The sequence below is a fragment of the Polynucleobacter necessarius genome, assembly GCF_900095175.1.
Lineage (GTDB): Bacteria > Pseudomonadota > Gammaproteobacteria > Burkholderiales > Burkholderiaceae > Polynucleobacter > Polynucleobacter necessarius_I.
Genome location: NZ_LT606946.1, coordinates 48,331 through 66,536, shown reverse-complemented (window position 1 = coordinate 66,536; position 18,206 = coordinate 48,331). Strand labels below are relative to the sequence as shown.

13 protein-coding genes and 2 pseudogenes are annotated in these 18,206 nt (G+C 46.0%); 2 read left to right on the top strand and 13 right to left on the bottom strand.

All coding sequences use genetic code 11. The annotated features are described in order from the left end of the window. Positions 1–27: 27 nt before the first annotated feature. Positions 28–406 (bottom strand): annotated as a pseudogene (locus tag DXE44_RS00355) (DUF779 domain-containing protein). A gap of 76 nt (positions 407–482) precedes the next feature. After that, positions 483–2,003 (bottom strand): annotated as a pseudogene (gene exaC, locus DXE44_RS00350) (acetaldehyde dehydrogenase ExaC). A gap of 449 nt (positions 2,004–2,452) precedes the next feature. Between exaC and DXE44_RS00340 the strand changes: the two are divergent. Continuing rightward, positions 2,453–3,430 (top strand): sigma-54-dependent Fis family transcriptional regulator, encoded by a 978-nt coding sequence (locus DXE44_RS00340; RefSeq protein WP_162785821.1) that lies wholly within the window; start codon positions 2,453–2,455, stop codon positions 3,428–3,430. Here the strand turns inward: DXE44_RS00340 and secA are convergent. Further along, positions 3,387–6,197: a preprotein translocase subunit SecA gene (gene secA / locus DXE44_RS00335; protein ID WP_114651742.1), complete on the bottom strand. Its 2,811-nt coding sequence runs from the start codon at positions 6,195–6,197 to the stop codon at positions 3,387–3,389. The two genes, DXE44_RS00340 and secA, sit on opposite strands and share 44 nt — an antisense overlap. A gap of 54 nt (positions 6,198–6,251) precedes the next feature. On the opposite strand from secA, the gene DXE44_RS00330 reads away from it, so the two are divergent. Continuing rightward, the gene (locus DXE44_RS00330; protein ID WP_114651740.1) at positions 6,252–6,755 is read left to right on the top strand and encodes a hypothetical protein; all 504 of its coding nucleotides are present in this window, start codon (positions 6,252–6,254) and stop codon (positions 6,753–6,755) included. 2 nt (positions 6,756–6,757) lie between these two features. Here DXE44_RS00330 and lpxC read toward each other — a convergent pair whose 3' ends face one another. From lpxC to murD, 10 genes are all read right to left on the bottom strand, one after another. Further along, complete coding sequence (gene lpxC / locus DXE44_RS00325; protein ID WP_114651738.1) at positions 6,758–7,672, bottom strand: UDP-3-O-acyl-N-acetylglucosamine deacetylase; 915 nt, start codon at positions 7,670–7,672, stop codon at positions 6,758–6,760. A gap of 29 nt (positions 7,673–7,701) precedes the next feature. After that, positions 7,702–8,202: a peroxiredoxin gene (locus DXE44_RS00320; RefSeq protein WP_114651736.1), complete on the bottom strand. Its 501-nt coding sequence runs from the start codon at positions 8,200–8,202 to the stop codon at positions 7,702–7,704. Between the two features lie 112 nt (positions 8,203–8,314). Beyond that, positions 8,315–9,655 (bottom strand): cell division protein FtsZ, encoded by a 1,341-nt coding sequence (gene ftsZ / locus DXE44_RS00315; RefSeq protein ID WP_114651734.1) that lies wholly within the window; start codon positions 9,653–9,655, stop codon positions 8,315–8,317. A gap of 45 nt (positions 9,656–9,700) precedes the next feature. Further along, positions 9,701–10,930 carry a cell division protein FtsA gene (gene ftsA, locus DXE44_RS00310; protein ID WP_114651732.1) on the bottom strand — a complete coding sequence of 410 codons (1,230 nt, stop codon included), beginning with the start codon at positions 10,928–10,930 and terminating at the stop codon, positions 9,701–9,703. A 9-nt stretch (positions 10,931–10,939) separates the two neighbouring features. Beyond that, positions 10,940–11,797 carry a cell division protein FtsQ/DivIB gene (locus tag DXE44_RS00305; RefSeq protein WP_197712779.1) on the bottom strand — a complete coding sequence of 286 codons (858 nt, stop codon included), beginning with the start codon at positions 11,795–11,797 and terminating at the stop codon, positions 10,940–10,942. 5 nt (positions 11,798–11,802) lie between these two features. Then, positions 11,803–12,816 carry a D-alanine--D-alanine ligase gene (locus DXE44_RS00300; RefSeq protein ID WP_114651728.1) on the bottom strand — a complete coding sequence of 338 codons (1,014 nt, stop codon included), beginning with the start codon at positions 12,814–12,816 and terminating at the stop codon, positions 11,803–11,805. Beyond that, positions 12,809–14,245 (bottom strand): UDP-N-acetylmuramate--L-alanine ligase, encoded by a 1,437-nt coding sequence (gene murC / locus DXE44_RS00295; RefSeq protein ID WP_114651726.1) that lies wholly within the window; start codon positions 14,243–14,245, stop codon positions 12,809–12,811. The genes DXE44_RS00300 and murC overlap by 8 nt, the downstream gene beginning before the upstream one ends. Next, on the bottom strand, positions 14,242–15,315 hold the full coding sequence (gene murG, locus DXE44_RS00290; protein ID WP_114651724.1) for an undecaprenyldiphospho-muramoylpentapeptide beta-N-acetylglucosaminyltransferase: 1,074 nt from the start codon (positions 15,313–15,315) through the stop codon (positions 14,242–14,244). The genes murC and murG overlap by 4 nt, the downstream gene beginning before the upstream one ends. Continuing rightward, complete coding sequence (gene ftsW, locus DXE44_RS00285) at positions 15,312–16,583, bottom strand: putative lipid II flippase FtsW (RefSeq protein WP_114651722.1); 1,272 nt, start codon at positions 16,581–16,583, stop codon at positions 15,312–15,314. The genes murG and ftsW overlap by 4 nt, the downstream gene beginning before the upstream one ends. Next, the gene (gene murD / locus DXE44_RS00280) at positions 16,580–18,199 is read right to left on the bottom strand and encodes a UDP-N-acetylmuramoyl-L-alanine--D-glutamate ligase (RefSeq protein ID WP_114651720.1); all 1,620 of its coding nucleotides are present in this window, start codon (positions 18,197–18,199) and stop codon (positions 16,580–16,582) included. Before murD ends, ftsW begins: the two co-directional genes overlap by 4 nt. Positions 18,200–18,206: the final 7 nt, after the last annotated feature.

Genomic DNA, 18,206 nt, shown 5'->3' with positions numbered 1-18,206 from the left:
CCCTAAAGAAGCACTTGGGGGGGTTAACTAAGATAAATCTCTCAACACCTGCACCTTGATTGATTCCCACTCTTCGTCAGCAAACAAACGTGAACGGGTATGGAATGCCTTTCCAGTAGAACCCTCAAGGGAAAACGTTCCTCCCTGCCCATCGATCACATCCAAAATCAACTGGGTGTGTTTCCAGTACTCATATTGGAGCTTTCCGATATAGAAAGGAACCCCTTCCGACCTCACCTAATTTAATGTCATATGGGCCAATTGTGAGATCTGTCGGTAAATAGCAGTTTGCCGCGCTATTGTCACAACATCCTCCAGATTGGTGAAACATGATTTGGCCATGCTCAGCCTTTAGTTGCCCAATTAGTTCGAGTGCCGCATCTGTTGCAATTACCCGCTCTACCATTGCTGTTTCCTTGAGGTGCTACATTAGACAAAAGGGCGGATTTCTCCGCCCTTTAATAAACACAAAAGCTTTAGGGTCAGAAGAAGCCCAACTTAGTCTCACTATAGCTGACCAATAGATTCTTGGTTTGCTGGTAGCGATCAAGCATCACCTTATGAGTCTCCCTACCAATGCCTGACTCTTTATAGCCGCCAAATGCTGCATGGGCTAGATAAGCATGGTAACAATTCGTCCAAACGCGGCCAGCCTTGATGGCGCGACCCATACGATAAGCAACATTGCCATTGCGCGACCATACTCCAGCACCCAGACCATAGAGAGTGTCATTGGCAATTTCCAGTGCCTCCGCTTCGTCTTTAAAGGTGGTTACAGCCAAGACTGGTCCAAAGATTTCCTCTTGGAAGATGCGCATCTTATTGTGGCCTTTAAATAGCGTTGGCTGGACATAGTAGCCACCAGCAAGATCGCCCTCTAAATTTGCTTGTGAGCCACCTATCAGCACTTCCGCACCTTCTTACTTACCCAGATCCAAATAAGAGAGAATCTTTGTCAACTGCTCTTTAGAAGCTTGCGCACCCATCATGCTATCTGTATCAAGTGGATTTACATGCTTAATTGCAGCAACCCGCTTAAGAACTTTCTCCATGAATTTGTCATAAATACTTTCCTGAATCAAGGCTCTTGATGGGCAGGTGCACACCTCCCCTTGATTGAAAGCAAATAGGACCAAACCTTCAATTGCCTTATCCAAGAATCCATCATCTTTATCCATGATGTCAGCAAAGAAAATGTTTGGTGACTTTCCACCCAACTCAAGAGTTGCAGGAATCAGATTGTTAGCTGCAGCTTGCGCAATAACCCGACCAGTGGAGGTTGAGCCAGTAAAAGCAATCTTTGCAATTCTCTTGCTAGTTGCAAGAGGCATTCCAGCCTCACGTCCGAAGCCATTCACGATATTGAGTACCCCAGGAGGCAAGAGGTCGGCAATTAATTCTGCCAAAACTAAAATAGAAACTGGGGTGGACTCTGCTGGCTTCAATACTACGCAGTTGCCAGCACCTATGGCAGGAGCCAGTTTCCAGGCCGCCATCAGAATTGGGAAATTCCAGGGAATGATTTGACCAACTACACCCAAAGGCTCTTGGAAGTGATATGCAACTGAGGTTTCATCAATTTGTGACAGCGCACCTTCCTGGGCACGCACACAACCAGCAAAATATCTAAAGTGGTCAACAGTCAATGGAATATCTGCATTGAGGGTTTCGCGGATCGCCTTGCCGTTATCTACCGTTTCAGCATAGGCAAGTAACTCCAAGTTAGCCTCAATACGATCTGCAATCTTCAAGAGAATATTTGCGCGATCAGTTGGGGATGTTTTTCCCCATGCATCAGCAGCCTTATGTGCTGCATCCAAAGCCAGTTCGATATCTTCCGCACTAGAGCGAGCCGCTTGTGTGTAAACCTTCCCACTAATCGGAGTAATAACATCAAAGTATTGGCCCTTTACTGGAGCAACCCACTTTCCACCAATGAAATTATCGTATTTAGCTTTGTACTGAATTTTTGCGCCTTGGGCGCCTGGGGCTGCATAGATCATAATTTTCTCCTAATAAGGTGATTAACCAATCTCATTTATCTTGATTCATAAATGCCGTTATAGAGACTTTCATGCAAGCCAACCCTCTTTATCAATCAGAAGCAGCGCAGCAATTTATAAAACTGTATAAAACTTCAGAAAACCAGGGTATTACCTGATCAAAAAACTGTACGACTGTTCAATTTTGTGACAACCTAGAATCCTAAACCTCACTAAAGGGTATTGCCTCATTCAGCAAACGAAGTTTATTTATATAGTAGCTATCTAACTATTTGTGACCTCAAAATGAAAATTGCCAATCTCCGAGATATCAGAAGAAGCTGGCTTCTTCACGGAGACCCGCCTGCTGATGGTCTTCAGACACAATTAGGATTAACGGTTTATCGATCCTGGCAAAGGTGCTTGCAATCTGGTTTAGACGCATATCAAAAAAGTTGCCAGACAACATCTTGAGTGGCCAGATACTCCAAACTCGGATTGAACAACGCCGAGATTTAATTGCATTAGCAAAACCCACCATGAACTACCTCCACGGCTTAATGTCTGGCAGTGGTGGCGTCATTGTGCTGTCCGATCATCAAGGGGTTATTGTGCATTCGGTCGGAGACGCTGAATTTATCTCCAAAGCTGATCGAGTGCTGCTAAAAACGGGTGCATCTTGGCTTGAAAAACATCGGGGTACCAATGCCATTGGTACGGCATTAGTTGATCGAGCGGCAGTATCTGTCAATGGCTCAGAACATTTTTTAGAAAATAATGGGTTCCTAAGCTGCACTGCAGCCCCCATTTTTGAGCCCGATGGTAAGATTAGTGGCGTCTTAAATATCTCCACAGAAAAAAGCACTCACCACCCTCACACTCTTGGTCTAATAAAGGCAACCGTCCACTCCTTAGAGAAACAATTGTTTTCTGCCAATGAATTTCAATACGCCCTCATTCTAAGAGTGCATAACAGTCCTGAAGGTTTGGGATCTATGGGCGAAGGAATGGTAGGAGTTGATGAAAGCGGCATAATTCTTGGGATTGATAGGGTTGCTCTATCCCTACTGGATATGAAGGCTATTGATATTGGCGTCGTCAAGATTCAGCAAATCTTAGACACTTCATTAGGACGGCTCTTCGATAGAGCCAAAAAGGAAAGTGCTAAGGTTCATGCACTAAAAACGCATAGCTCTAAATCTTTATTCTTCAGAGCCAGTTTGAGTCAGCCATATTCTTATCACCCCCGAGAGTCTGAGGTGCCGCACCATAAAGATTTTCCAGAAAATCCATTAGAGAGTGTGGCGGAATCCGGAGCACTAAAACAACTCTCCAGAATGGCCATTCAAAAAACATTGGAGAAGACTAATGGAAACATTAGTCTTGCAGCCAAGTTGTTGCGAATCAGCAGAAATACTTTGTATCGCCACTTAAAGTCGAAACCCTAATTACGCCAAAGGCCCCGCAGCAGTTCTTGTACCTCTTGCCACTACCGCAGGTGCAAGGGTCATTGCGACCGATCTTAGGACCAGTGCGAATTGGTGCTGGAGCTATTTCAATTGCCGCACCAAGATCGCCAGTTGATCCAGCCACCTCAAGCTCTGCATCGGCATGCTGATACTGCACGTCTGAGAGTTTGGCCAAGTCCTCATTCATTGACTCGGAGGCTTCGTCCAACTCACTTGCACTTCGAATTTGGACTGTCATGATGTTTTTTACAACATCATTCTTAATGACGTTGAGCAACTCACCATACAGCTCGAATGCTTCGCGGCGATATTCTTGTTTTGGGTCTTTTTGAGCATAGCCACGTAAATGGATGCCTTGACGCAAATGATCCAAGGCAGCTAAATGCTCACGCCAATGGGTATCTAAGCTGTAGAGTAAAACAGAGCGCTCAAATCCAGCAAAAGATGGACGTCCGGAAAGCTCTACTTTTGCATCATACGTCTCTTTTGCCGCTTCTAGAACGCGATCAACGATTTGCTCATCGTCCATAGATTCCGCATTTTCAACCCAATTTTTCAGGTCGACAGTTAAACCCCAATCGCTAGCCAATACATTTTCTAGGCCAACTAAGTCCCACTGCTCTTCCATAGACTCCAAAGGAACATATAGCGCACAAACGCCACGCAACACGTCTTCACGCAAATTAGCAATCAGATCGCCGACATCATCGCTTTCCAGCACTTCATTTCTGAGGCGATAAGCCTCTTTACGCTGATCATTAGCAACGTCGTCATACTCCAACAACTGTTTACGAATATCAAAGTTGCGGCCTTCAACCTTACGCTGAGCAGACTCAATTGAACGAGTCACCATACCAGCCTCAATCGGTTCGCCATCCGGCATTTTGAGACGATCCATCACTGCACGCAGACGCTCTCCAGCAAAAATACGCAGAAGTGCATCGTCCAAAGAAAGGTAAAAACGGGAAGAGCCTGAGTCACCTTGACGACCGGCACGACCGCGCAGCTGATTATCAATACGTCGACTCTCGTGACGCTCTGTACCAATAATGTGTAAACCACCCGCAGCTAAAACTTGACCATGCAGACTTTGCCATTCATCTTGCAGAATCTTAATCTTGGCGGCTTTTTCTGCATCTGAAAGCGCAGCATCCACTTCAATCAAAGAAGATTGCTTGCCAACGTTTCCACCTAAAACAATATCCGTGCCACGACCAGCCATATTGGTAGCAATGGTGATCATCTTTGGTCTACCAGCCTGAGCAATGATCTCCGCTTCCCGAGCATGTTGCTTCGCGTTCAGAACTTGATGAGGCAACTTACGCTGACTCAGTAGGCCTGCGATTAACTCTGAGTTTTCGATTGAAGTCGTTCCAACTAATACAGGTTGGCCACGCTCATAACAATCCTCAATATCTTTAATTACCGCATCATAGCGCTCACGCGAAGTTTTAAAGATCTGGTCTTGACGATCTTTTCTTTGACTGATGCGGTTTGGCGGAATAACTACTGTCTCAAGGTTGTAAATTTCCTTGAATTCATATGCTTCTGTGTCAGCAGTACCAGTCATACCAGCCAACTTGCCGTACATGCGGAAGTAATTCTGGAAAGTAATTGTGGCTAGAGTTTGATTCTCATTCTGAATCGGAACGCCCTCTTTGGCTTCTACTGCTTGATGCAAACCATCAGACCAACGACGGCCCTGCATTAAGCGGCCTGTGAACTCATCAACAATGATGACTTCTTTATTCTGGACAACATAATGTTGATCACGGTGATACAAAGTGTGTGCACGCAATGCTGCGTACACGTGATGCATCAAAGTAATATTTTGCGGGGAGTACAAAGAATCACCATCATTTAAAGCGCCCAGTTCAACCAAGACTGTTTCCGCTTTGTCATGACCACGCTCTGTTAAATAAACTTGCTGGGACTTTTCGTCTACCCAATAATCGCCTGGCTTTTCAACACCAGTGCCATCGGCTTTCTCTTCGCCAATTTGACGCTCTAAGTAAGCTGGCAAAGCATTAATCTTGATGTACAAATCAGTATGATCTTCAGCCTGACCAGAAATGATTAATGGGGTACGCGCCTCATCAATCAGAATAAAGTCAACCTCATCAACGATCGCATAAGCCAGGCCACGCTGAACACGTTGGCCCAAATCTTGCACCATATTGTCACGGAGGTAATCAAAGCCAAACTCATTATTGGTACCGTAAGTGATATCAGCGGCATAAGCTTCTTGCTTAGTTGTGTGATCCATCTGTGACAGATTGACGCCCACCTTCATACCCAAGAAATTGTAGAGCGTTGACATCCACTCGGCATCTCGCTGAGCCAAGTAATCATTTACCGTAATGACGTGAACACCTTTGCCAGTTAATGCATTTAAATACACTGGAAGCGTAGCAGTTAAGGTTTTACCTTCACCCGTTCCCATCTCAGCAATCTTGCCTTGATGTAATGCAAGTCCGCCCATCATCTGCGCATCAAAATGACGCATCTTCATCACCCGTGAGCTAGCCTCACGAACTACTGCAAAAGCCTCTGGTGCAATATCATCCAATGACTCGCCCGCAGCTAAACGCGACTTGAACTCAGCAGTTTTTGCTTGCAATGCGGCATCATCCAAAGCTTGCAAGCTAGGCTCGAAAGCACCAACCTTGGCAACCACTTTGCGATACTGTTTTAAGAGGCGGTCGTTTCGACTGCCGACCAGGGTTTTAAGAAGACCGATTACCATGGGATATTGAAGTAAATTAAGACCTTGAGTTTATCACCCGCACCCTCTTTTTATATGAACTTTGCCCCTAAACCCGTCCGCACTAAAGCCGCCCATGAGTGGCTGGAGTATTTGCGTGACTCTGAGGGTTTGGGTAGCATTTTGGCCAAAACTGAAGATCTAGCCAAACTCAAGGTTGCCCTCAAGGCTGCTCTGCTTGAAATGGATTTGGATAACTTAGCACCCAAAATTGAGCCTGGATGGCGTTCTGGCGGCCAGAATGAACTATTTTTGCTAGTCAACGGGGCAAGTATTGCCACCCGTCTTCAGCAAATATTACCCAGTTTAATCAATGAGTTAGCTAAAAAAGGGGTGGTTTGCAGCAACATTAAAGTGCGCCTCAAGCCGGCGCCACCGACCTGGGAGATTAAGTCTCGCGAGGGGCATCAAGCAAGCCAAAAGCCAAGAGGGTTTAACTCTGTAGCAAGAGCTTCTTGGGAATCATTGCTAGATAAATTGGCGCCGGACTCTGATCTGCGCAAAGCTGTCGAACGTCTTCTTCAAAGCAAACCTCAATAAACCTAGAAAAAGAGGGGTTGACTCTCTTTTAAATAGGCTGAGGGGGCCTTATTTTCGGCAAAACTACTAATTTCATAAGCACTTGGATCTTCCAAGAGCTTACGTAAAAGCGCGTTATTTAAGGCATGTCCTGATTTTTCAGCGACATAAGAGCCAACTATTGGGTGGCCAACTAAATATAGATCGCCAACGGCATCCAAAATTTTGTGACGCACAAACTCATCTTCGTAACGTAATTCTTCGTTATTGAGGATGCGATGCTCATCGAGCACGATCGCGTTATCCAAACTTCCACCGCGAGCCAATCCCATTTCTCGCAATGCTTCAACTTCATGAGCAAAGCCAAAAGTGCGAGCGCGACCAATCTCGCTTCGATATGCGTGTTCTGCAAAGTCGACCATAAAGCGCTGACCCGTCTTATCGACTGCTGGATGCTTAAAGTCGATTGTGAAATCCAATTTAAACCCGAAGAAAGGTTCTAGACGCGCAAGCTTGTCACCCTCTTTCACCTCTATAGGTTTTTTAATCACCACAAACTGTCTTGGTGCTTCTTGCTCAGCAATGCCAGCTGATTCCATTAAGAACAGGAAGGAAGCCGCACTACCATCCATGATGGGAACTTCTTCGCCATCAAGCTCGATCAATAAATTATCAAGCCCAAGGCCTGCACATGCTGAAAGCAAATGCTCCACGGTAGATACGCGTACTCCATCTTTTTGAATTACTGAAGCCAGGCGGGTATCGCAAACCGCCAGAGCAGTAGCCGGTACGACCGATTGCTCTGGGGTGTCTACACGTACAAATAGAATTCCTGAATTTACCGGTGCAGGCTTAATAGATAAGGTCACCTTACGCCCAGAGTGCAAGCCAATCCCCACAGTTTTAATTGGGGTGGCGATTGTGCGTTGCTTCATCATGGCTTTATCTAAATTCAGGAATATTTCTCTTAAAGCTTCTTCAAAATGGAAGCAGCATCGCTCACTTCAAACTTGCCAGGCGCTTCACGATCCAAAGTTGTTACTACACCATTTTCAACAATCATGGCATAGCGATCAGAGCGAAGGCCCAAGCCGCGAGCAGTCAAATCCAACTCGAGTCCGAGTTTCTTAGTGAACTCAGCACTACCATCACCCAACATGCGAATCTTTTTTCCAACCTTTTGATCACGGCCCCAAGCACCCATGACAAATGGGTCGTTTACCGAAATACACCAAATTTCATCAACACCTTTTGCTTTGATTGCATCAAAGTGCTCAACATAGCCAGGAACATGCTTTGCTGAGCAGGTAGGTGTAAATGCACCAGGCAGCGCAAAGATCACAATCTTTTTTCCAGCAGTTAGTTTCTCAACTTCAAATGCATTTGGCCCAATAGCGCAACCTTCACTCGCTTCATCTAAAAATTCATAAAGAGTAGCGTTTGGTAATTTTTGTCCGACAGCAATCATGACATCTCCAATAAGTAATTGTTATTTAACATGCCAACGCAAGCGCGGGATTCGTCGTCCGGAGGGGCGCCGCGCTGGCATTCTGCAAGTACCTATTGTATTAAGTAGTTAATTAATCTGCTTGCTTACGTAAAAAAGCTGGGATTTCATAGTAATCAGCCCCTTTATCTAGCATGGTTTTTGCCTGTGGAGAGCTATCAGCACCTAATGAAGGGGCTGGTGTAGCCTCACGTGAACTACGGAATACCCGTGGTAGATCATATTGGCTGTAATCAACACCGCTAGTGGCTGGTTGAGCGGACATGGAAGGCACACTACCGGCACCTGTCATTGCCAAACCAGCACTAGTGTTCAGAGCTGAGTCGAAACCTACCTTACTCATTGCCGCTGATGCACTTGCTGGAGCAAAGCTGTTTAAGTCAGCCATGGTTGGCATCGCATCATGTGTACCTGTAGCTTGTCTCCATACTACTTCTGGTTGATGGCTTTGACGCGCTTGTGGATTATTCAAACCAGTAGCCACAACAGTAACGCGTAAAGCATCACCCAAGCTTTCGTCGTATACGGTACCGAAGATCACAGTAGCATCATCCGCTGCGTAACCGCGAATCGCCGCCATCACTTCACGAGTCTCAGACAATTTGAGTGAACGACTAGCTGTAATGTTGACCAATACACCACGCGCACCAGACAGATCCACACCTTCAAGTAATGGTGAAGCAACAGCAGCTTCAGCGGCTAAGCGTGCACGATCCATGCCAGAAACGGTTGCCGTTCCCATCATCGCCTTACCTTGCTCACTCATCGCTGTTTTTACGTCTTCGAAGTCGACGTTGATCAAACCTTGAACATTGATGATTTCTGCAATACCTGAAACAGCGTTATGCAATACATCATCGGCGCAGGCGAATGCCTTATCAAACTCCGCATCCTCACCCATCACTTCAAAGAGTTTCTCATTGAGAACTACGATCAATGAATCCACATATGCTTCGAGTTCGGTAGCACCATTCTCTGCAACCTTTAGACGCTTCACACCTTCAAAATCAAATGGCTTGCTAATTACTCCAACAGTCAAGATACCCATCTCTTTAGCAACCTGAGCAACGATTGGGGCTGCACCAGTACCTGTTCCACCACCCATACCAGCCGTGATGAATACCATATGCGCACCTTGCAATGTATCTGCAATACGTGCACGCGCCTCTTCAGCAGAAGCTGCGCCAATTTCAGGTTTTGCGCCAGCACCGAGTCCGCTAGAGCCTAGTTGCAAATTCACAGATGCCTCAGAACGCTGTAGAGCGCCAGCATCGGTGTTCATACAAATAAACTCTACGCCGTTAACACCGCGACGAATCATGTGCTGAACTGCATTACCACCCGCACCGCCAACTCCAACCACTTTAATAATGGTTTTGCCGGCTGTTTCTTGATCTAACATTTCAAATTCCATATACCCTCCTAGGTAATAAGTACTACATTGACGACGACGAAAAACTTAAAAATTTCCTGCGAACCATTCCTTCATGCGCGAAATCACACTTTGTAATGCGCCTGACTGAGATACTCGACGGCCACGCAACAACTGCGCTTGACCTTCCATTAATAAACCGATGCTGGTAGCAAATCTTGGGCTACGTAAGACTTCATGTAAGTGCCCACGATATTCAGGCGTACCGATACGTGCAGGGCGTAAAAACACTTGCTCAGCAAGCTCAACCATTCCCGGCATTAATGCAGTTCCACCAGTGAGCACGATTCCTGAAGACACCATATCTTCGTAACCAGAATCACGCACCACACCTCGCACTAAAGTGAACAATTCTTCAACACGTGGCTCGATCACTGCAGCTAAGGCTTGCTTAGACATTGGTCGCGGCTCGCGATCACCAACACCTGGGACGTCAATCATGGTGGTCGAGTCTGCCATATCTTGACGAGCGATGCCGTACTGAATTTTTAAATCTTCCGCATCAATCGTAGGCGTACGCAAGGCCATTGCAATGTCATTGGTAATTTGATCGCCCGCAATCGGAATCACAGCAGTATGGCGAATGGAGTCTTGGCAATAGATTGCGATATCAGTTGTACCGCCACCAATATCCACTAAGACAACGCCCAACTCTTTTTCATCTTCTGTTAGCACAGCCAAGCTGGATGCGAGAGGTTGCAAAATTAAATCATTGACCTCTAAACCACAACGACGGACACACTTCACAATATTTTGTGCAGCACTAACGGCGCCAGTAACAATATGCACCTTTACTTCAAGACGAAGTCCGCTCATCCCGATGGGCTCGCGAACATCTTCTTGTCCATCAATAATGAATTCTTGGACGAGAATATGGAGGATTTGCTGATCTGTTGGAATATTGATTGCTTTAGCAGTTTCTAAAACACGCTCGACATCACCAGCACTAACTTCTTTGTCGCGAATGGCAACCATACCGCTAGAGTTAAAACTGACAATATGATTTCCAGCGATGCCGGTAAAAACTTGCACGATCTGGCGATCGGCCATGACCTCAGCCTCTTCAAGCGCTTTTTGGATGGATTGGACAGTAGCCTCAATATTGACAACCACACCCTTCTTCAGACCTTTAGATGCAGTTTGGCCGACACCAACCACATTAAATTGGCCATCAACCCCCAATTCAGCAACCAAAGCAACTACCTTGGAAGTTCCAATATCTAATCCGACCAATAAATCACGGTTGTCTTTACTCATTCTCATTCCTCATTGCTTCTGCTCGCTTTTCTTACCATCTGCTTCATTCTTTTTCAAACTTGCCGAAGCAAGATGCACTGCAAAACCATTTGCATAACGCAGATCTATTGCATCCACACGATTAGCCCACTTCTCTTGAACTTGTGGCCAATACTTAAAGAGGCGCGCGACGCGATCCTCGGTTAATGTTTTATCCGAACTCTCTTCATCTCGACCGAACTCCACCTTCATACCATTGGATAACTTCACGTGCCAGGCGTAGCGTTCTGAGAGTGCCAAGCTTTTCACCTCTGCACTCCAAGGCTTAAACCAAGCATTTGCTCTTTCGTACAAGCGCATGACTTCTTTGCTTGCATCTTCTGGCCCAGAGAAATCAATCAAAGTAATACCATCCCCCACATCAGAAACACGGCCTGCAAAAAGCTCACCGTGGGTATTCATTAAGGTATGACTATCAGCTCCACCCCAAGTACCAAATGGTTTTTGCTCTTCAATACTCACAATCAATCCGTTAGGCCAGACCCTGCGCACATTGGCATGACGAACCCATGGCATGGACTCGAAGCCACGCTTCACATCTTCTAGCCTCACACTGAAAAAATTTCCTTGAACGGTTTCCAAAACCTGTTGCTTCACCACAGGCTTATTAATATGCTTGAGTGTTTCTCCAGCCACCGGCTCTATTACCACTTGGCGTAAGGCAAAGACTGGGTGCTGACTTAACCACACCAAAATTCCAACACAAACCATGACTGCGAAACAGCGCATTAAGAAACGGCTCAGCTTTTGCATCCGCTCTGGATGATTCCAAAGCGGAGATGCCAGTGAAGCAAATACTTCACCGAAGCCGTTTAAGAAGGCGCTCACTCGACTCATACTTGCGCAGCCCCTTTACTATTTAGTGTCTGAGCAATAACCCAGAGAACTAGTTCGGCATATTCAACACCGGCTGCTTTTGCCGCCATAGGCACCAAGGAATGCGAGGTCATCCCTGGAGAAGTATTCATTTCTAAAAGATAGGGTTTTCCAGTCTGCTTATCTAGCATCACGTCAGCACGACCCCAAGTTTTACAACCAAGCGCACGATAGGCAGACAACGCTAAATCTTGAACTGCTTGATTTACCTCCGGTGCTAAGTCCGTTGGGCACAAGTACTTAGTCTCATCAGAAAAATACTTATTATGAAAATCGTAGTTAGCTTCTGGCGGAATAATTTTGATCACGGGCAAAGCCTCAGCATCAGCACCAAATCCAACCAATGGGCAAGTCAACTCATCACCAACAATACAAGTCTCGGCAATCACTTTTTTATCCATCCCAGCAGCCAACTTGTAAGCAGCAGGCAATTCCTCGACAGATTTCACTTTAGTTAAACCGAGTGAGGAGCCTTCATGCGCTGGCTTCACAATTAATGGCAAGCCCAAATGCTTCACCACTGCATTCCAATCACTATCAGTCTTGAGCTCCTGAAACTCTGGTGTTGAAAGACCACTACTAAGCCAGACAAGCTTGGTTGCAATTTTGTCGATTGCTAATGCGGATGCTAATACGCCGCTACCGGTATAAGGCAAACCCAAGAGCTCAAGCAATCCTTGGATCGTGCCATCTTCACCATAGCGTCCATGCAAGGAAATAAAGATGCGATCAAATTTTTCATTTGCTAATTCAGTTGGGCAACGTAAGCCTGGATCAAATGGGTGCGCATCAACTCCTTTAGAAAGCAAAGCTTCTAAAACACCACCACCAGACATTAATGAAATCTCACGTTCGCCAGAACGACCGCCAAGCAATACACCAACCTGACCAAGAGATTGAACATCTAAGTTTGCAAGCTCTTGCTTAACTCGCTCACCCCAAGAAAGTAAATGTTGATTTTGCTTAGGCATGTTTTGCCTCCACTAATACATGAGGCAATCCAGAGATAGAACCTGCGCCCATCGTGATTAAGACATCGCCATCACGCAATAAAGTGCTAAGTTTTTCTGGCATTTCCCCTACGCTTGGGGTAAAGGCTACAGCTGCGCTATCTAAGGAGCCATTTACGGTCTTATCAACAGAGAGCGCCGCCTTCATGAGACTTTGACCATCTGCACCTGGAATCTTCGCTTCACCAGCTGGATATACCTCAGTAAGTACAAGTGCATCAAAGTTTTTGAGAACTTGCACAAATTCACCAAAACAATCCCGAGTTCTTGTAAAGCGGTGGGGTTGAAATGCCAATACCAATCGACGATCTGGATAAGCGCCACGTGCTGCAGATAAAGTAGCTGCCATCTCAACAGGATGGTGGCCGTAATCATCTATCAAGGTGAAACTTCCACCAGATGCCAAAGGAATGTCTCCATATCTTTGGAAGCGACGACCAACACCACTAAATTCAGATAAAGCCTTCACTATGGCTTCATCACCAACACCTAATTCAGTAGCAATACCAATTGCTGCCAAGGCATTTCGTACATTGTGTAAACCGGGTAAATTGAGTTGCACCTCAAGACGTCCAGGCCTATTTCCGTGGCGTCGTACGGTTTTACGATCCACCGTGAAGTGCATACACGTGCCTTCAGCACGCACATTACTTGCACGAATATCTGCATCTTCAGATAAGCCGTAACGTAGTACTGGTTGAGATACAAACGGAATAATGTCTCGAACGTTGGCATCATCAATACAGAGCACTGCCACACCATAAAATGGCATACGCTGAATAAACTGGACAAAAGCCTGCTTCAATCTCGCCATGTCATGCTGATATGTATCCATATGATCAGCATCGATATTAGTAACTACCTCCATCGCTGGAAATAATTGCAAGAAAGAAGCATCGGACTCATCCGCCTCGACCACAATGAAATCACCCTGACCTAATCGTGCATTGGCGCCAGCAGAATTTAACTTCCCACCAATCACAAAGGTTGGATCTAAACCGCCTTCAGCCAAGACTGAGGCAACCAAACTGGTTGTCGTTGTTTTGCCATGAGTTCCTGCAATCGCAATACCCTGCTTTAAACGCATGAGCTCACCCAGCATGACAGCACGCTGAATGACGGGAACCTTAGCTGCGCGAGCAGCTAGCACTTCAGGGTTATTTCCTGCAACTGCGGTAGAAATCACTACCGCCTCTGCAGTACCAATATTTTTAGGGTCATGCCCAATATGAATTACTGCACTCAAATCTTTTAAGCGCTTAGTGGCGGCACCTTCTGCCAAATCAGACCCTGATACCTGATAACCCAGATTCAGCAGCACTTCGGCAATACCGCTCATGCCTGCGCCGCCGATACCAACAAAATGTATTTGCTGAACGATATGTTTCATATACCCACTCCCGCACAATCTGCACATACTTCAGCCACACGCTGAGTTGCATGAGGCTTTGCTAAAGCATGAGCACGCTCAGCCATCACTTGTAAATCTTGGCGATTAAAGTTTTGAATCATGGACGCCAGATCCTGTGGATTGAGATCTTGTTGTGGCAACAGAATGGCTGCATCTGCATCCGACAAAAAACGTGCGTTTGCAGTTTGGTGATCATCAATCGCATATGGAAATGGGATTAAGCAGGATGCAACACCACATGCTGCGATTTCTGAAACAGTCATTGCACCCGAGCGACAAATAACAAGATCTGCTTGAGCGTAAGCGGTTGGCATGTCATCAATAAAAGAGCGAATATCAGCGGCAACACCTAAGTCAGCATAGCGCTGCTGTAGATCTGCAAGATGCTTATCTCCCGCCTGGTGAATCACAGATGGACGCGCATCTTTTTCCATTAGCGCCAAGGCTGATGGAATTGCTTCATTTAAAGCAGCTGCCCCCAAGCTCCCACCAACTACGAGAATCGACAAAGGTCCAGTGCGCGTTTCATATCGCTTAGATGGTGTGCCTAGAGTTTCGAATTCTTCACAGATTGGATTGCCAACCCACTCAGCATGAGCCATCGTATCCGGGAAACCAGTTAAGGTACGCATAGCAATTTTGGCTAAAGCACGATTAGCACTTCCTGCTACAGAATTAGCCTCATGCAAAACCAACGGCTTCTTCAAAAACTTAGCCATCAAGCCACCCGGGAAGGTAATGTAACCACCCATACCTAAAACTACATTTGGTTTAATACGGCGCATGATCTTCAAACTCTGAAGACTGGCTCTTGCAAGATTAAATGGCAGCATCAGTTTTGCTTTGATGCCCTTTCCACGCAAGCCGCTAAACTCAACCGCCTCAAATAGGAAGTCTCGAGCTTTAACCAGTCGATATTCCATACCGCTCTGATTGCCAAGCCAGGATACGTTCCAGCCACAAACGCGTAAATATTCTGCCACTGCTAGCCCTGGGAAAATATGTCCGCCAGTACCCCCAGCCATAATCAAGATTGAAGGCTTGCTCATAACTTACCTCCCCGCATCAAGATTCGATTTTCATAATCAATGCGGAGCAGCATTGCAATCGCAACGGCATTCATTAAAATTCCTGAGCCGCCATAACTGACCATTGGAAGAGTTAAGCCTTTAGTTGGTAGCAATCCTAAATTCACGCCCATATTAATAAAGGCTTGCCAGCCAATCCAGATCGCTACACCTTTAGCGGCCAGGCCAGCAAAACTGCGATCTAACTGCAAAGCAGTGCGGCCAATAATGAATGCACGGCGTACGATCCAATAAAACAAGAAGATCATCACAACTACACCTATAAACCCAAGCTCTTCACCAATGACCGCCATGATGAAGTCAGTATGGGCTTCAGGAAGGTAATGTAATTTTTCAACGCTGCCACCCAAGCCTAAACCAAACCATTCGCCACGACCAAACGCCATTAGTGAGTGGGTTAATTGATAACCTTTGTTTGCCGCATTATCAACTTGCCATGGGTCCATAAATGCCAGCATGCGACCACGACGAAATGGTGAGAGCGCAATCATGATGGAACCACTCAATAGGCCTACGAACACTAGTCCACCAAACAATTTTGCGTTGATGCCGCCCAAGAACAAAATCCCAAATGCAATTAAGGCAACCACAACAAATGCACCCATATCGGGCTCAGCCATTAATAGGCCACCAACCAATGCAACTGCAATACCCATGGGCAACATGCCCTTCACAAATGAGTGGAGATACTCTTGGCGCTGAACCGTGTAACTTGCGGCAAAAATCACTGCAGCAAATTTCATTAATTCAGATGGCTGGAAATTCATGAGGCCCAATGGAATCCAACGCTTGGCACCATTTACCCCTTTTCCAACACCAGGAATCAGTACCGCGATTAATAGCAGAACCGTAAAGCCGAAAATGATTGGTGAATAGCGATCCCAAACATGGGTTGGTATTTTGAATACCCAAATAGCAACACCAATGGCAATAGCCAATGAAATGCAATGACGAATCAAGAAATAATTACTGCTGTAGTTTGCATACTTAGGGCCATCTGCCAAAGTGATGGATGCGGAGTAGACCATGACCAAACCGATCAAGGCTAAAGACAATACTGCCCAAACTAATAATTGGTCATAATCCATCATGCGTGAGCGAGTTTGCTCAACACCAGAAACTGCATCCCTCAAGCCACTGCGGAAATTGTCTAACCCACCTCTGGAAAAATTCCAGAAGCGGCCAAGGCCCAATCTATTCTCAGGAAAGAGCTTTTCCTTCAAACTCATGCATCTGCTCCTTCGAATTGCATTCCCAATTCCTGAACTTCAGCCACAAACGCTTCAGCACGCGCTACGTAATCACTAAATTGGTCAAAGCTGGCACAAGCTGGCGAGAGCAAAACGATATCGCCAGACTGAGCCTGCTTTGCAGCTTCGGCCACCGCGTTTTGGAGAGTCTCACTCATGACACATGGCACTGAATCAGCCAAAGTCTCAGCAATAATTGGGGCATCTTTACCAATGAGGAAAACACCTTTTACAAAACGTAGTGCAGGATCACGTAAGGGGCTAAAGTCTTGGCCCTTGCCTGCACCACCAGCAATTAACCAGATCCGTTTGCCAGACTCATTGGCACTTAGGCCATTCAAAGCGGCTACTGTGGCGCCTACATTGGTACCCTTGCTATCGTCCACATACTCAACATTGGAGATAATTGATACACTTTGAACACGATGAGGTTCACCATGGTAATCACGTAAGCCATGCAAAAGCATATTCATCGGCAAACCAGCTGATCGTGCCAAAGCTAACGCGGCTAGTGCATTTAAGGCATTGTGGCGACCGCGAATGCGTAAAGCATCAGCAGGTATTAAACGCTTGAATCTTAATGGCTCTTCCTCTACGGCAGCGGCTTTACGACGACGCTTAGGTTGAGGCTCAAGATCTTCATCTACCTCAGCCCAGACCAGCCAATCAATTCCACCGGCACGCAAATCATGTTCAATACCAAAAGCACCCTGCTCATCAGGGCGACTTGCGCCAAAAGTAATAACTGATTTATTTGCCTTTTGCTCATCAGTCAGTAAATTCATTACTAGTGAATCGTCGCGATTCAAGATGCAGATAGTGTCTTGTCCAAAGATATTGGCTTTTGCATCAACGTAGGCCTGCATATCACCATGCCAGTCCAAATGATCTTGAGTAATATTTAAAACAGTAACTGCCGTTGCATTGAAAGTGCTTGTATAAACCAATTGGAAGCTAGAGAGTTCCAACACCCAAATCTCTGGCATATCGGCAACCTGATCGGACTCATCTAAGCAAGACATCAACTCATCTAAAGCGGCCGGGCTAATATTGCCAGCAACAGCAACACGCTTACCAGCACGCTCACACAACTGCCCCGTTAGAGCAGTCGTTGTTGTCTTTCCATTGGTTCCGGTGATAGCCAATAGAGCTGGCTTACATTGGGTTTCTTCAACCTGAGCCATACGATCCAATGCAGCAATCGCTCTCGCAAAGAACTCCAACTCTCCCCAGATATCAATATTAGATTCTTGCGCCTTAGCCAAGAATGAAGCAATTGGCTCTTGCAGAGGTGATAGCCCAGGGCTAATTCCAATAACATCTACATTCTTTAAATTAATGTCATCCAGAGGTCCAAAGAATGCTGCTTGAAGTCCTGCAAATTCAAGATCAGCCAACCAGGCTTTTTGTCGCTCACTTAACTGTTCGCGATCACGCGTATCTGCCAAGCTAACCTTTGCAGCATTCCGTAAACACCACTTGGCCATGGCATAGCCAGACTCTCCCAATCCCAAGATTAAGAAATGCTGAGGTGCTTGATAGCCCTCATCTGCGATGAGAGCTGGGTTAGCGAAGACTTGGTCTAAGTTATGCATATTCTTT

Bases quoted from the DNA above. Each gene is read 5' to 3' on its own strand.
- murG (WP_114651724.1), bottom strand. From the start codon at position 15,315: ATGAGCAAGCCTTCAATCTTGATTATGGCTGGGGGTACTGGCGGACAT.
- ftsA (WP_114651732.1), bottom strand. From the start codon at position 10,930: ATGAGTAAAGACAACCGTGATTTATTGGTCGGATTAGATATTGGAACT.
- DXE44_RS00330 (WP_114651740.1), top strand. From the start codon at position 6,252: ATGAACTTTGCCCCTAAACCCGTCCGCACTAAAGCCGCCCATGAGTGG.
- murC (WP_114651726.1), bottom strand. From the start codon at position 14,245: ATGAAACATATCGTTCAGCAAATACATTTTGTTGGTATCGGCGGCGCA.
- lpxC (WP_114651738.1), bottom strand. From the start codon at position 7,672: ATGATGAAGCAACGCACAATCGCCACCCCAATTAAAACTGTGGGGATT.
- DXE44_RS00300 (WP_114651728.1), bottom strand. From the start codon at position 12,816: ATGCCTAAGCAAAATCAACATTTACTTTCTTGGGGTGAGCGAGTTAAG.
- murD (WP_114651720.1), bottom strand. From the start codon at position 18,199: ATGCATAACTTAGACCAAGTCTTCGCTAACCCAGCTCTCATCGCAGAT.
- secA (WP_114651742.1), bottom strand. From the start codon at position 6,197: ATGGTAATCGGTCTTCTTAAAACCCTGGTCGGCAGTCGAAACGACCGC.
- ftsW (WP_114651722.1), bottom strand. From the start codon at position 16,583: ATGAGTTTGAAGGAAAAGCTCTTTCCTGAGAATAGATTGGGCCTTGGC.
- DXE44_RS00320 (WP_114651736.1), bottom strand. From the start codon at position 8,202: ATGATTGCTGTCGGACAAAAATTACCAAACGCTACTCTTTATGAATTT.
- ftsZ (WP_114651734.1), bottom strand. From the start codon at position 9,655: ATGGAATTTGAAATGTTAGATCAAGAAACAGCCGGCAAAACCATTATT.